Source organism: Streptomyces sp. JL2001 (assembly GCF_050917515.1).
Classification (GTDB): domain Bacteria; phylum Actinomycetota; class Actinomycetes; order Streptomycetales; family Streptomycetaceae; genus Streptomyces.
Genome location: NZ_CP169421.1, coordinates 4,595,049 through 4,608,139 on the forward strand (window position 1 = coordinate 4,595,049; position 13,091 = coordinate 4,608,139).

The following is a 13,091-nucleotide window of genomic DNA, read 5'->3' on the forward strand; positions in this document are numbered from 1 at the left end:
TGGGTGCGTCGGACAGCGCGGTCCGCAAGCCTCCAGTACCCCTCCAGACGTGCTCAAACACTGCAAGGAGCCGCACCTGTGAGCAGTGCCGACCAGACCCCCACCGCCAGCGCCGAGCTGCGATCCGACATCCGCCGACTGGGCGACCTGCTGGGCGAGACCCTCGTCCGCCAGGAGGGCCACGAGATCCTCGACCTCGTCGAGAAGGTCCGACGCCTCACCCGCGAGGACGGCGAGGCCGCCGCCGAGCTGCTCGGCGACACGGACCTGGAGACCGCCGCCAAGCTCGTGCGCGCCTTCTCCACCTACTTCCACCTGGCGAACGTGACCGAGCAGGTCCACCGCGGCCGCGAGATGCGCGAGAAGCGCGCTGCCGACGGCGGCCTGATCGCCCGGACCGTCGACATGCTCAAGGACGGCGACCCCGAGCACGTCCGCGCCACGGTGAAGAACCTCAACGTGCGGCCCGTCTTCACCGCGCACCCCACCGAGGCGGCCCGCCGCTCGGTCCTCAACAAGCTGCGCCGCATCGCCGCCCTGCTGGAGACCCCGGTCATCGAGGCCGACCGGCGCCGCCACGACCTGCGGCTCGCCGAGAACATCGACCTCATCTGGCAGACCGACGAGCTCCGGGTCGTCCGCCCCGAGCCCGCCGACGAGGCCCGCAACGCCATCTACTACCTCGACGAGCTGCACGCCGGCGCCGTCGGCGACGTCCTGGAGGACCTCGCCGCCGAGCTCGAGCGCGTCGGCATCGAGCTGCCCGCCGGCACCCGCCCGCTGACCTTCGGCACCTGGATCGGCGGCGACCGCGACGGCAACCCCAACGTCACCCCCGCGGTGACCTGGGAGGTCCTGATCCTCCAGCACGAGCACGGCATCAACGACGCCCTCGAACTGGTCGACGAGCTGCGCGGCTTCCTCTCCAACTCCATCCGCTACGCCGGGGCCACCGAGGAACTCCTCACCTCCCTCCAGACCGACCTGGAGCGGCTGCCCGAGATCAGCCCCCGCTACAAGCGGCTCAACGCCGAGGAGCCCTACCGGCTCAAGGCCACCTGCATCCGCCAGAAGCTGGTCAACACCCGCCGGCGGCTGGCCAAGGGCACCACCCACGAGGAGGGCCGCGACTACCTCGGCACCTCCGAGCTGGTCCACGACCTCGCCCTGATCCAGGACTCGCTGCGCGCCCACCGCGGCGGCCTCTTCGCCGACGGCCGGATGGACCGCACCATCCGCACCCTGTCCGCCTTCGGCCTCCAGCTCGCCACGATGGACGTCCGCGAACACGCCGACGCCCACCACCACGCGCTCGGCCAGCTCTTCGACCGGCTCGGCGAGGAGTCCTGGCGCTACGCCGACATGCCCCGCGACTACCGGCAGAAGCTGCTCGCCAAGGAGCTGCGCTCGCGCCGGCCGCTCGCGCCCACCCCCGCCCCGCTGGACCCGGCCGGCGAGAAGACCCTCGGCGTCTTCCACACCATCAAGGAAGCCTTCGAGCGCTTCGGCCCCGAGGTCATCGAGTCCTACATCATCTCGATGTGCCAGGGCGCCGACGACGTCTTCGCCGCCGCCGTCCTCGCCCGCGAAGCCGGCCTCATCGACCTGCACGCCGGCTGGGCCAAGATCGGCATCGTGCCGCTCCTGGAGACCACCGACGAGCTGAAGGCCGCCGACGTCATCCTCGACGGCATGCTGGCCGACCCCTCCTACCGCCGGCTCGTCTCGCTGCGCGGCGACGTCCAGGAGGTCATGCTCGGCTACTCCGACTCCTCCAAGTTCGGCGGCATCACCACCTCGCAGTGGGAGATCCACCGCGCCCAGCGCCGGCTGCGCGACGTCGCCCACCGCTACGGCGTCCGCCTGCGCCTCTTCCACGGCCGCGGCGGCACCGTCGGCCGCGGCGGCGGCCCCTCGCACGACGCGATCCTCGCCCAGCCCTGGGGAACCCTGGAGGGCGAGATCAAGGTGACCGAGCAGGGCGAGGTCATCTCCGACAAGTACCTCATCCCGTCGCTGGCCCGCGAGAACCTCGAACTGACCGTCGCGGCGACCCTGCAGGCGTCCGCCCTGCACACCGCGCCCCGCCAGTCCGACGAGGCCCTGGCCACCTGGGACGCGGCCATGGACACGGTCTCGGAGGCGGCCCACACCGCGTACCGCCGGCTGGTCGAGGACCCGGACCTGCCCGCGTACTTCTTCGCCGCCACGCCCGTCGACCAGCTCGCCGACCTGCACCTGGGCTCGCGGCCCTCGCGCCGCCCCGACTCGGGCGCCGGCCTCGACGGACTGCGGGCCATCCCGTGGGTGTTCGGCTGGACCCAGTCCCGCCAGATCGTCCCCGGCTGGTTCGGCGTCGGCTCGGGCCTCAAGGCGCTGCGCGAGGCCGGCCTCGACGCGGTGCTCGGCGAGATGTACGAGCGCTGGCACTTCTTCCGCAACTTCGTCTCCAACGTCGAGATGACGCTGGCGAAGACGGACCTGCGGATCGCCCGGCACTACGTCGACACGCTCGTCCCGGAGGAGCTGAAGCATGTCTTCGCCACCATCGAGGCCGAGCACGCGCTGACCGTGGCCGAGGTCCTGAAGGTGACCGGCGGCCGGCAACTGCTCGACTCCAACCCGGTGCTCCAGCAGACCTTCTCCATCCGCGACGCCTACCTGGACCCGATCTCCTACCTCCAGGTGGCCCTGCTGGCCCGCCAGCGCGAGGCGGCCGAGCGGGGCGAGCAGGCGGACCCGCTGCTGGCCCGGGCCCTGCTGCTCACGGTGAACGGCGTGGCCGCGGGCCTGCGCAACACCGGCTGACGGCCCCCGACGCACGAAGTGCCCCCACCGGCTCGGCCGGTGGGGGCACTCCGCGTCACGACGCCGTGCGGCGTCCTCAGTGCTGCTGCGCCTTGCGGCGGCGCATCACCAGGAAGCCACCGACACCCGCGAGGGCGACGGCGACGGCACCGATGACGCCCACGGGGGCGCTGGAGCCGGTCTCGGCGAGGTTGCCCTCGGAGTCCTTGCTGTCCGTGGAGGCGGACGGCGTCGCGCCAGCCGACGGAGAGTCCGAGGAGGACGGCGAGTCGCTCGGGGTGCCGGTCGAGGCGGTCTCGCTCGGAGTGCCGGACGGAGTGCCGGACGGAGTGCCGGACGGGGTGCCGGACGGCGTGCCCGTCGGCGTTGAGGTCGAGGAGGCGGGGCAGGTGTGGGACAGGTTGAAGAAGTCCTTCTTCAGCTCGCCCTTGATCTCAGCCGACACGGACGTCAGCTTCGCGCCAGCCTCGGAGGCCACGTAGGCGTGCTTATCAGACGGCGGACCGAAGTCCGTGATGACCTGCGTGCCGCCCGGCTCGAACGTCACTGTGAGCTTCACGAAGTCGGCCTTGCTGCCCGGCAGCACGAAGTGCCAGCCGTCCTGCGTGGCGGGGATGTCGGCGCAGGTCTTCTCCTTGTCGCCGGTCCACGAGGTGGCCGTAAGGGGAAGGTCCTTCTGCTGGTGGAACACCGGGGTGTTGTCGGAAGCCGAGGCGGCCGGCGCCAGCACGAGGGAGCCCGCCATGGCCGCGACAAGCGCGCCTGCGGGTATGAGGGATCGTCGCATATGCAGTCGTCCATCTGAGATGAGGGATGCCGTGGGGAGTGGCGGGGGCAGCCTATAGCCACCTTTAAGCCCCTCTTAACCCGGTGGCTCATAACAATCCCTGCGGCAACACGCCCAACCGACCGCGACGTTCAGAGTGCGAAGAACGCCCCCAGCAGCAGCGCCGCCCCCGCCCCCGCCAGCGACCACGCCGTACGCGTCATCCGCAGGCCGCCCCCGACGACCGGCGCCGCCAGCAGCAACGCCCCGCCCAACGGCAGCCACGCGTGCAGCCCGCCGCCCCAGCCGGTCCGCACCGCCTCCTCCGTGCCCGGCTTCACCACCACCGGCAGCGTCTGGCCCTTGGCCGCCGCCACCGAGTGCTCGATCGTCAGGGCGCTGTGCGGCTGCGCGGGATCCTCCGGGACGTAACGGCCACTGCACGTCTCCTCGTTGCAGCCGGTCACCGTCAGGGTGCCGTGCTCGCGCCCCTTGGAGAGCAGGACGTGCTGGGCCGTCCCCCAGGACGACCAGGCGCCCGCGACGACGAGCAGCAGGGCGACCAGGGCCATGGCGGCGTTACGGGCATGGTTCATGACCCGCGATCGTACAGTCGTACTGATTCGGCTCGCCGGTCAGGAGTTGTACGCCGACTGCGCCCGCTCCAGACCCTCCGTCACCAGGCACTCCACCGCGTCGGCCGCCCGGTCCACGAAGTAGTCGAGCTCCTTGCGCTCCGTCGACGAGAAGTCCTTCAGCACGAAGTCCGCGACCTGCATCCGGCCCGGCGGACGCCCGATCCCGAACCGCATCCGGTGGTACTCGGCACCCATCGACTTCGTCATCGACTTCAGACCGTTGTGGCCGTTGTCGCCACCACCGAGCTTCAGGCGCAGCACGCCGTAGTCGATGTCCAGCTCGTCGTGGACGGCCACCACACGCGCCGTCGGCACCTTGTAGAAATCACGCAACGCCGTGACGGGACCGCCCGAGAGGTTCATGTACGACATCGGCTTCGCGAGGATCACCCGGCGGTTCGCCGGCCCGGGCGCACCCATCCGGCCCTCCACGACCTGCGCCTGCGCCTTCTGCGCCCGCTTGAACTTCCCGCCGATCCGCTCCGCCAGCAGATCCACCACCATGAAGCCCACGTTGTGCCGGTTCGCCGCGTACTCCGGGCCCGGGTTGCCGAGGCCGACGATCAGCCAGGGGGCGTTCGCGTCGTCCGTCATGTGCGTCACGTCTCCTCGTGTGCGTACAGAAAGAAACGGGGTGGCGGGCCGATGGCCCGTCACCCCGTCACGTCAGACAGAGCCTACGGCTCAGGCCTCGGCGCCCTCGGCGGCGACCTCTTCCTCGGTGCCCTCGGCGGCCGGCTCCTCGGCCTGCGCGGCCAGGACCTGCAGCACGACGGCGTCGGCGTCGGTCACCAGGGTGACGCCCTTCACCAGCGTGATGTCCTTGGCGAGCACGGAGGCACCGGCCTCCAGGCCCTCCACGGAGACCGTGACGGACTCGGGCAGGTGGGTGGCCTCGGCCTCGACGGACAGCGTGTTGAGGACGTGCTCCAGCAGGTTGCCGCCGGCGGCCAGCTCACCCTCGGCCACGACCGGAACCTCGACGGTGACCTTCTCGCCGCGCTTCACCAGAAGCAGGTCGACGTGCTCCAGGAAGCCCTTCAGCGGGTCGCGCTGCACGGCCTTCGGGATCGCGAGCTCGTTCTTGCCCTCGATGTCCAGGGACAGCAGGACGTTCGGGGTACGCAGGGCGAGCAGCAGCTCGTGGCCCGGCAGCGTCACGTGGACCGGGTCCGAACCGTGACCGTAGAGAACGCCGGGGACCTTGCTGTCACGGCGGATCTTGCGGGCGGCGCCCTTGCCGAACTCCGACCGGAGGGTCGCGGCGATCTTGACCTCGGACATGTGCACTCCTCGTAATGTGGTGACGGAACGACTGTCACCCGGCCACGACTGGCGATGGCCTGCTACGAAGAGCGCGTCGATAACGGACCGCCGTACCACTCCGGGTACGGCCTCCCTCGCCGAGCAACTACGGCAGTCTACTCGCCGCTCCCCGCACCACCCAATTGGATCACCCGAAGCCCCCGGAGACCGGCGCGGAACCCGCCCGGGCACCGGCGAACCCGCCCGGGCACGACGAGAGGGCCGCCTCCCCGACCAGCGGGAAAGCGGCCCTCTCGGAAGAAACCTCAGTGCTCCTCGAACAGGCTCGTCACCGAACCGTCCTCGAACACCTCACGCACCGCACGCGCGATCGACGGCGCGATCGACAGCACCGTGATCTTGTCCAGCTCCAGCGCGCTCGGGTCCGGCAGCGTGTCCGTGAACACGAACTCGCTCACCTTCGAGTTCTTCAGACGGTCAGCGGCGGGACCGGACAGGATGCCGTGCGTCGCCGTCACGATCACGTCCTCCGCACCGTGCGCGAACAGCGCGTCCGCCGCGGCGCAGATCGTGCCACCCGTGTCGATCATGTCGTCGACCAGGACGCACACGCGGCCCTTCACGTCACCGACGACCTCGTGCACCGTCACCTGGTTGGCGACGTCCTTGTCGCGGCGCTTGTGCACGATCGCCAGCGGCGCGTCCAGGCGGTCGCACCAGCGGTCGGCCACCCGCACACGACCCGCGTCCGGAGACACGATCGTCAGCTTGTTCCGATCGACCTTCGCGCCCACGTAGTCCGCCAGCACCGGCAGCGCCGACAGATGGTCCACCGGACCGTCGAAGAAGCCCTGGATCTGGTCGGTGTGCAGGTCGACCGTCAGAATCCGGTCGGCCCCCGCCGTCTTCAGCAGATCCGCGATCAGACGGGCCGAGATCGGCTCACGCCCGCGGTGCTTCTTGTCCTGTCGCGCGTAGCCGTACGACGGGATGATCACGGTGATGCTCCGCGCGGAAGCCCGCTTCAGAGCGTCCAGCATGATCAGCTGTTCCATGATCCACTTGTTGATCGGAGCCGTGTGGCTCTGGATCAGGAAGCAGTCCGCGCCACGAGCCGACTCCTGGAAGCGGACGTAGATCTCACCGTTCGCGAAGTCGAAAGCCTTGGTCGGCACGAGGCCGACACCCAACTGGTGCGCGACCTCCTCGGCCAGCTCGGGGTGGGCGCGGCCGGAGAAGAGCATCAGCTTCTTCTCGCCGGTCGTCTTGATCCCGGTCACAGCACTGTCTCCTCAGACGTGTTCCCTGGCCGCGAATCCCGCGCTCCCGTGCGCGTGTGCGAGCCAGCCGAATTTGTGTGCACGTATCACGGTACGCCGAGTTCGACGTACCCGTTTCCGGTCAGCTTTCCCCGGCGGACTCCTCCGTGGCCGTCAGAGCGGCCTGCGCGGCCGCGCTGCCCGGCCGCTTCCGGGCCACCCAACCCTCGATATTCCGCTGCTGGCCCCGCGCCACGGCGAGCGAGCCGGCCGGCACGTCCTTGGTGATCACCGACCCCGCCGCGGTGTACGCACCGTCCCCGATCGTGATGGGCGCCACAAACATGTTGTCCGAACCCGTACGGCAGTGGGAACCGATCGTGGTGTGGTGCTTCGTCTCACCGTCGTAGTTCACGAACACGCTCGCGGCACCGATGTTCGTGTACTCGCCGATCGTCGCGTCACCCACATAGGAGAGGTGCGGCACCTTCGTGCCCTCCCCGATCGTGGCGTTCTTCATCTCCACGTACGTCCCGGCCTTCGACTTCGCGCCGAGCGTCGTCCCCGGACGCAGATACGCGAACGGACCCACCGTCGCGCTCTCCCCGATCACCGCGGAGTCCGCCACCGTGTTGTCCACCCGCGCACCCCGACCGACCCGGGTGTCCTTCAGCCGACTGTTCGGACCGACCTCGGCATCCTCGCCGACATGGGTCGAACCGAGCAGCTGCGTACCCGGATGGATCACCGCGTCCGGCTCGAACGTCACCGTCACGTCCACCAGCACGGACGACGGATCGACCACCGTCACACCCGCCGTCATCGCCCGCTCCAGCAACCGCGCGTTCAGCAGCGCACGCGCCTCCGCCAGCTGCACGCGGTTGTTGATCCCCAGGATCTCGCGGTGGTCACCGGCCACGGACGCACCCACCCGGTGCCCGGCCTCGCGCAGGATCGACAGCACGTCCGTGAGGTACTCCTCACCCTGGCTGTTGTCCGTCCGCACCTTCCCCAGCGCGTCGACGAGCAGCCGCCCGTCGAACGCGAACACACCCGAGTTGATCTCCCTGATCGCACGCTGCGCCTCGGACGCGTCCTTGTGCTCCACGATCTCGGTCACGGCGCCGGTGGCCGCGTCCCGCACGATCCGGCCGTAGCCCGTGGAGTCCGGCACCTCGGCGGTCAGCACGGTGACGGCGTTGCCGTCGGCCGCGTGGGTGGCGGCGAGGTCGCGCAGCGTCTCGCCGGACAGCAGGGGGGTGTCGCCGCAGACGACGACGACCGTGCCGTCCGGAGCCTGGCCCAGCTCCTCCAGCCCCATGCGGACCGCGTGCCCGGTGCCGTTCTGCTCGTGCTGCACGGCGGTGCGGGTGCCGGCGTAGTGCGTGTCGAGGTGCGCGGTGACCCGCTCGCGCGCGTGCCCGACGACCACGACGAGGTGCTCGGGCTCCAGCTCGCGCGCTGCGGAGACCACGTGTCCGACGAGCGAGCGCCCGGCGATTTCGTGCAGGACCTTGGGGGTCTTCGACTTCATGCGGGTGCCCTCACCCGCTGCGAGGACGACGACGGCTGCCGGGCGATTGGCGCTCACGGGTGTGCCCTTCGGCTTCGGTGGGTGGACCACCGAAGGATACCGGGGGGCTTCGGAGCGGACATGAGTAAGGGTCCCGACCAGGGAGGTCGGGACCCGAACCGAGCGTGTGGCTCCCGGGGGAGGACTCGAACCCCCATGATCAGAACCAAAATCTGACGTCTTGCCCTTAGACGACCCGGGATGGGCGTTATGTCCGTTCTGCTCGGACCGCCGCGGATGCAGCCCCTACTATGCCGCACCAGGCCCCTTCGATGCGACGGTAGAGATCGGCGCTTCTGCGGACGTGGATCACGAGGCAGCCGCGATAGTCGTCCCCCACGTTCTTCCGGACGGTCCGGGGGTTGTGCCGCTTCAGTGTCGTCCTGCCGAACCGGGACGCGTCGGTCCCCACGACGTCCGCCCAGTACCGCTCGGCGGCGGCGACATCGGCGGTCTCATGGATCAGTACGTGATAGGTGTGCCGCTCCCGGTCCACGCCGAGCAAGTCGAGCCAGGCGACGAACACCCGGATCATGCCGGGATCGCTGTTGACGAAGGCCACCCGCTCGCGCCGCGCGTGCGCCTTGTCCTTGGTGCCCTCAGCCCAGTAGAGGCCCACGCCCAGCAGGAACAGCTCGCGGTCCGAGAGGGCGCCGACCTCGGCCTCCGCGGCCCTCTTGGCGCGGCCCCGTTCCTCCTCCCGCAGTCTGAGCCTGCCCTCCCAGCCGCGCCTGGCGATCTCGGAGGCCTGCTCGCGCGTCCGCCGGGGCGGCCTCGGCAGGTCCCGCACCCACAGCGAGATCGAGCTCTTCGAGCAGCCCAGCTCCTGCTGGATCTCGTCGTACGTCCGGCCCTCCCCGCGCAACTCCCGCGCCCGCTCGCGCAAGGCGTCCTTGGCGTTCGGATGCCGCTTCCGGCCCTGTGTCTCGGCTGTCATGGGTCCAGCGTCGTCCGGAATCCGGACATCCGGGTCGAAAATCTGGTCGATTCATTAGTTCGAGGGACGGGTGTCCGTGTCTGGTTGACGGGGGACTCTCCGGGGTCGTCCCGTCTCCGGAAAATGGGTCGCGGGCGCCCGTAGGGTGGAAGGCATGACCGCAACGGGGGCTCACCGGGACGCGGCGGGCACGCCCGTCCGTGGCTGGTGGTGGTGGGGGAGACCGCGCAGCGCGGTGCTGGACATCGCGTTGGCGGTGGTGTCGGCGCTGGAGTGCGGGCTCGAGGGGATCGGGTTCGCCGACACGGCGGGACTGCCGGTGCCCGTGGGGGTGCTGTTCGGCCTGGTCGTCGGGGCCGTGCTGGTGGTGCGGCGGAAGTGGCCGATCACGGTCGTGCTCGTCTCGATCGCCGTCACGCCGGCCGAGATGGGCTTCCTGATGGGCATGGTCGGGCTGTACACGCTCGCCGCCTCGGAGGTGCCCCGGCGGATCACCGCGGCGCTGGCCGGGATGTCGACGGTCGCCGTGTTCCTCGTGACGGTGGTGCGGCTGCGGCAGGACGTCGGCAGCCAGGACTTCGACCCGAGCGGCTGGTACGTGCCCGTCGTCTCGCTCTTCATGACGCTGGGGCTCAACGCGCCGCCGGTGCTCTTCGGGCTGTACATAAGGGCGCGGCGCCGGCTCATGGAGAGTCTGCGGGAGCGGGCCGACAGTCTGGAGCAGGAGTTGTCGCTGCTCGCGGACCGGGCGGAGCAGCGGGCGCAGTGGGCGCGGCAGGAGGAGCGGACGCGGATCGCGCGGGAGATGCACGACGTGGTGGCCCACCGGGTGTCGCTGATGGTGGTGCACGCGGCGGCGTTGCAGGCGGTGGCGTTGAAGGATCCGCAGAAGGCGGTGAGGAACGCGGCGCTGGTGGGTGACATGGGCCGCCAGGCGTTGACGGAGCTGCGGGAGATGCTGGGGGTGCTGCGGGAGGACGTGCCGGTGGTGGGGCCCGCGGCGGTGCCGTTGGCGGCGGTGGGGCGGGCGGCGGCGGCCGCGGCGGAGGCGGCTTCGGAGGACGGGCCGTGTCTGGACGCCTTGGAGGCGCTGGTGGAGCAGTCGCGGCTGGCGGGGGTGGTCGTGGAGCTGGCGGTGCTGGGTGAGGCGCGGGTGTACGGGGCGGAGGTGGAGCGGACCGCGTACCGGGTGGTGCAGGAGGCGCTCACCAATGTCCACAAGCACGCGGCGGGGGCGAGGGTCGTGGTGCGGTTGGCCCACCGGGAGGCCGAGGTGGCCATGCAGGTGGAGAACGGCCCTTCGGACGCGGCGGTGGCGGATGCGCAGCTGCCGAGCGGGGGCAACGGTCTGGTGGGGATGCGGGAGCGGGTGACGCGGCTCGGGGGTGTGTTCGTGTCGGGCCCGACGGACGCGGGTGGTTTCCGGGTGTCGGCGGTGTTGCCGGTGGCGGGGCGAGCCGCGTAGCCGGGCCCGGCCGAGGGGCGGGGCGGTCGGGCGCCCGGCGGGACCGGGGGTCCGGGTCGCCGGTTCTCGTGGGGTGCCGGGTGGGGATCCCCTGCCGGGGCAGGGGATCGCGGCGTCGCGCGGGGTCAGGTGCCGCTGGTGACCAGGCGGGTCGGCTGGGAGCCGGTGACGAGGGTGGCGAGGGCGGTGTCGATGTCCTGCCCGAGGAACCAGTCGCCGGTGTGGTCGAGGCTGTAGACGCGGCCTTCCAGGTCTATCGCGAGCACGGCGTGGTGTTCGTCCTCCTCTCCCAGGGGGGAGATCTCGGTGTCGAGGGCGCGGCCCAGGTCCGCCATGGTGCGGGCGAGGTGGAGGCCGGCGAGCGGGTCGAAGCTGACGGTCGCGGGGGCGATCTGGCGGCCGGCGCCGGGTGCGGTGATGTGCAGTCCGCCGAATTCGGCCCAGGCTTCGACGGCGGCGGGGAAGACGCTGTGCCGGTGTCCGCCCGGGGAGGTGTGGGCGCGCAGGGCGTCGGCCCACTCCTCGGCGAGCTTGATGTCCCAGCGGCCGGGCTGCCAGCCCGCCTCGCGGAGGGCGGCGTCCACGTTGACCGGGAAGCGGGTGGTGCTCAGGTGGTCGGGCATTTCAGGTGCGGTCAGCCGTTCTCGACAGTCGACGTGGGATCGACGGTGCGCACGCCGAAGTGGGCGAGCAGCGCCGTACAGGAGCGGCAGGGTGCCGCGTAGCTGCCGTGCAGCGGGTCGCCGTCCTCGCGGATGCGGCGTGCGGTGAGTTTCGCCTGTTTGAGTGAGCGGCGTGCCTCGCCGGAGGTGAGGGGCTTGCGCTGGGCGCGCTTGGAGCGGCCGGTCTCGGTGGCGGTGAGGTGCCGGGACAGCAGGATCGCTTCGGGGCAGCGGCCGGTGAAGCGTTCGCGTTGTCCGCTGGTGAGGGTGTCCAGGAAGTCCTGGACGAGTGGGTGCAGGACCGGCGGCTGGTCGCCGCGGCCTGCGGTGCAGGTGAGGGTCTCGCCGCGTACGGAGAGTGCGGCGCCGACCGTGGGAAGGATTCCGTCGCGGCGGAAGCGCAGTATCGGTGCCCGGGTGGGCTCGGTGCTGCTCCAGTTGAGGCGTGGGTCACCCTGAGTGGGTGCTTGTGCTGCGTACATGGTGCTCGTCTTCCCCTCCGCGCAATCCCCCGAGTTGCTTGCACAGACTGCCAAATGGGGTGCCCCATGTGGAAGCTGGGTAGCGGAAACGTGCCTTCGGTGTGTCGGAACTATCGCCGCTCAGTCATGCGGACGTGACACTTGGTCACGGTAGCCGCTCGGAGGTATCGGGCCATGTCACGGCCTTGTGGCACCGCATAGGCTGTGCGGAATCAGCCAGCAGCCAGCGCAGGGGGCAACCGCCATGACGACAGGTCGGCTCGGGCAGTCAGCCGCGCCACCGAACGCGGCCTACGCCGGGCAGGTCGTGCACTTCCCGGACCCGGTCCGGGCCTCCCGGCATCCCCGAGGGGTGCGGGTGGACGAGCACGGCTACCCGGACTTCTCGCCGTACGCCAGGGCCGCAGCGGAGATCGCGGAGCCGCCGGAGGGCTTCGGTGTCGACGAGCTGCGGCTGACGGACTACGTGTCGGCGAACGCGGCGCTCGCCGCGACGGGGCACGAGCTGTGGGACACGATCCCGTCCGTGGCGACGCCGCACGGCTGGACCTGGCACCACGTGGCGGGCAGCCGTCGCATGGAGCTGGTGCCGGTGGAGGTGAAGGCGCTGCTGCGTCATCACGGCGGGGTGGCGACGGCGGCGGTCGACCAGGGCAAGCGGGGCACGCGTCCGCTGCAGGAGACCCGGCCGGCGCACTTCGGGCTGCCGAAGGCGCTGGTGTCGGTGTCCGAGCAGCACCTGCTGGGTGTCGAGGAGGACCTCGGGTACCGCCTGCCGGGCGCGTACCGGGCGTTCCTGAAGGCGGCGGGCGGCTGTGCGCCGGTCGGCGCGGCGCTCGACGCGGAGCTCGGTCTGCTGGTGGACCAGCCGTTCTTCACGGTGCGCGAGGAGGCGGGGGTCAACGACCTCGTCTACGTCAACAAGTGCCTGCGTGATCACCTGACGAAGGACTACCTGGGTGTCGCGTTCGTGCAGGGCGGCATTCTCGCGGTGAAGGTGCGGGGTGCCGCGGTCGGCACGGTGTGGTTCTGCGCGTACGACGACGCGCGGGATCAGGACGGCTGGAGTGTGAACGAGCGCGTGGAGCGGTTGCTGCTGCCGTGCGGTGAGGACTTCGACGCGTTTCTGCAGCGGCTGGCGGGTAATCCGCCGGAGTTGGAGACGGTCGCGAACCTGATGGTGGACGGCGGCTTCGCGCGCGCCGTGTCCGTGGTTCCGGTGGGGGAGTGAGCTG

Annotated in this window: 12 protein-coding genes and 1 tRNA gene; 3 read left to right on the forward strand and 10 right to left on the reverse strand. The window is 70.7% G+C overall.

What is annotated here, in order from left to right:
* Nucleotides 1–78: 78 nt before the first annotated feature.
* Entirely contained in the window at nucleotides 79–2,808 is a 2,730-nt protein-coding gene (gene ppc / locus ACE1OA_RS20540; RefSeq protein ID WP_356605755.1) for a phosphoenolpyruvate carboxylase, read from the forward strand.
* Between the two features lie 76 nt (nucleotides 2,809–2,884).
* Here ppc and ACE1OA_RS20545 read toward each other — a convergent pair whose 3' ends face one another.
* The 8 genes from ACE1OA_RS20545 to ACE1OA_RS20580 all read right to left on the reverse strand — a co-directional run bounded on the left by ACE1OA_RS20545 (nucleotide 2,885) and on the right by ACE1OA_RS20580 (nucleotide 9,247).
* Nucleotides 2,885–3,595, reverse strand: coding sequence for an LPXTG cell wall anchor domain-containing protein (locus ACE1OA_RS20545; protein ID WP_432753185.1), 711 nt, complete (start codon nucleotides 3,593–3,595; stop codon nucleotides 2,885–2,887).
* Nucleotides 3,596–3,726: 131 nt separating this feature from the next.
* Nucleotides 3,727–4,170, reverse strand: a complete 444-nt coding sequence (locus ACE1OA_RS20550; RefSeq protein WP_356774688.1) for a hypothetical protein — start codon at nucleotides 4,168–4,170, stop codon at nucleotides 3,727–3,729.
* 39 nt (nucleotides 4,171–4,209) lie between these two features.
* Nucleotides 4,210–4,806 (reverse strand): aminoacyl-tRNA hydrolase, encoded by a 597-nt coding sequence (pth, locus tag ACE1OA_RS20555; protein ID WP_356605761.1) that lies wholly within the window; start codon nucleotides 4,804–4,806, stop codon nucleotides 4,210–4,212.
* A 90-nt stretch (nucleotides 4,807–4,896) separates the two neighbouring features.
* Entirely contained in the window at nucleotides 4,897–5,496 is a 600-nt protein-coding gene (locus ACE1OA_RS20560; protein ID WP_356605763.1) for a 50S ribosomal protein L25/general stress protein Ctc, read from the reverse strand.
* A gap of 287 nt (nucleotides 5,497–5,783) precedes the next feature.
* Entirely contained in the window at nucleotides 5,784–6,758 is a 975-nt protein-coding gene (locus ACE1OA_RS20565) for a ribose-phosphate diphosphokinase (RefSeq protein ID WP_356605765.1), read from the reverse strand.
* Between the two features lie 121 nt (nucleotides 6,759–6,879).
* Nucleotides 6,880–8,328, reverse strand: coding sequence for a bifunctional UDP-N-acetylglucosamine diphosphorylase/glucosamine-1-phosphate N-acetyltransferase GlmU (gene glmU, locus ACE1OA_RS20570; RefSeq protein WP_361309505.1), 1,449 nt, complete (start codon nucleotides 8,326–8,328; stop codon nucleotides 6,880–6,882).
* Nucleotides 8,329–8,438: 110 nt separating this feature from the next.
* Nucleotides 8,439–8,512, reverse strand: a tRNA-Gln gene (locus ACE1OA_RS20575).
* A 6-nt stretch (nucleotides 8,513–8,518) separates the two neighbouring features.
* Nucleotides 8,519–9,247 carry a hypothetical protein gene (locus ACE1OA_RS20580; protein ID WP_384869268.1) on the reverse strand — a complete coding sequence of 243 codons (729 nt, stop codon included), beginning with the start codon at nucleotides 9,245–9,247 and terminating at the stop codon, nucleotides 8,519–8,521.
* Nucleotides 9,248–9,401: 154 nt separating this feature from the next.
* On the opposite strand from ACE1OA_RS20580, the gene ACE1OA_RS20585 reads away from it, so the two are divergent.
* Nucleotides 9,402–10,712: a sensor histidine kinase gene (locus ACE1OA_RS20585; RefSeq protein WP_432753186.1), complete on the forward strand. Its 1,311-nt coding sequence runs from the start codon at nucleotides 9,402–9,404 to the stop codon at nucleotides 10,710–10,712.
* Nucleotides 10,713–10,837: 125 nt separating this feature from the next.
* On the opposite strand, the gene ACE1OA_RS20590 is transcribed toward ACE1OA_RS20585, so the two are convergent.
* Nucleotides 10,838–11,335, reverse strand: coding sequence for an SUKH-3 domain-containing protein (locus ACE1OA_RS20590; protein ID WP_147978318.1), 498 nt, complete (start codon nucleotides 11,333–11,335; stop codon nucleotides 10,838–10,840).
* A gap of 11 nt (nucleotides 11,336–11,346) precedes the next feature.
* Nucleotides 11,347–11,856 carry a YwqJ-related putative deaminase gene (locus ACE1OA_RS20595; protein ID WP_356605774.1) on the reverse strand — a complete coding sequence of 170 codons (510 nt, stop codon included), beginning with the start codon at nucleotides 11,854–11,856 and terminating at the stop codon, nucleotides 11,347–11,349.
* A 244-nt stretch (nucleotides 11,857–12,100) separates the two neighbouring features.
* On the opposite strand from ACE1OA_RS20595, the gene ACE1OA_RS20600 reads away from it, so the two are divergent.
* The gene (locus ACE1OA_RS20600) at nucleotides 12,101–13,087 is read left to right on the forward strand and encodes an SMI1/KNR4 family protein (protein WP_432753187.1); all 987 of its coding nucleotides are present in this window, start codon (nucleotides 12,101–12,103) and stop codon (nucleotides 13,085–13,087) included.
* Nucleotides 13,088–13,091: the final 4 nt, after the last annotated feature.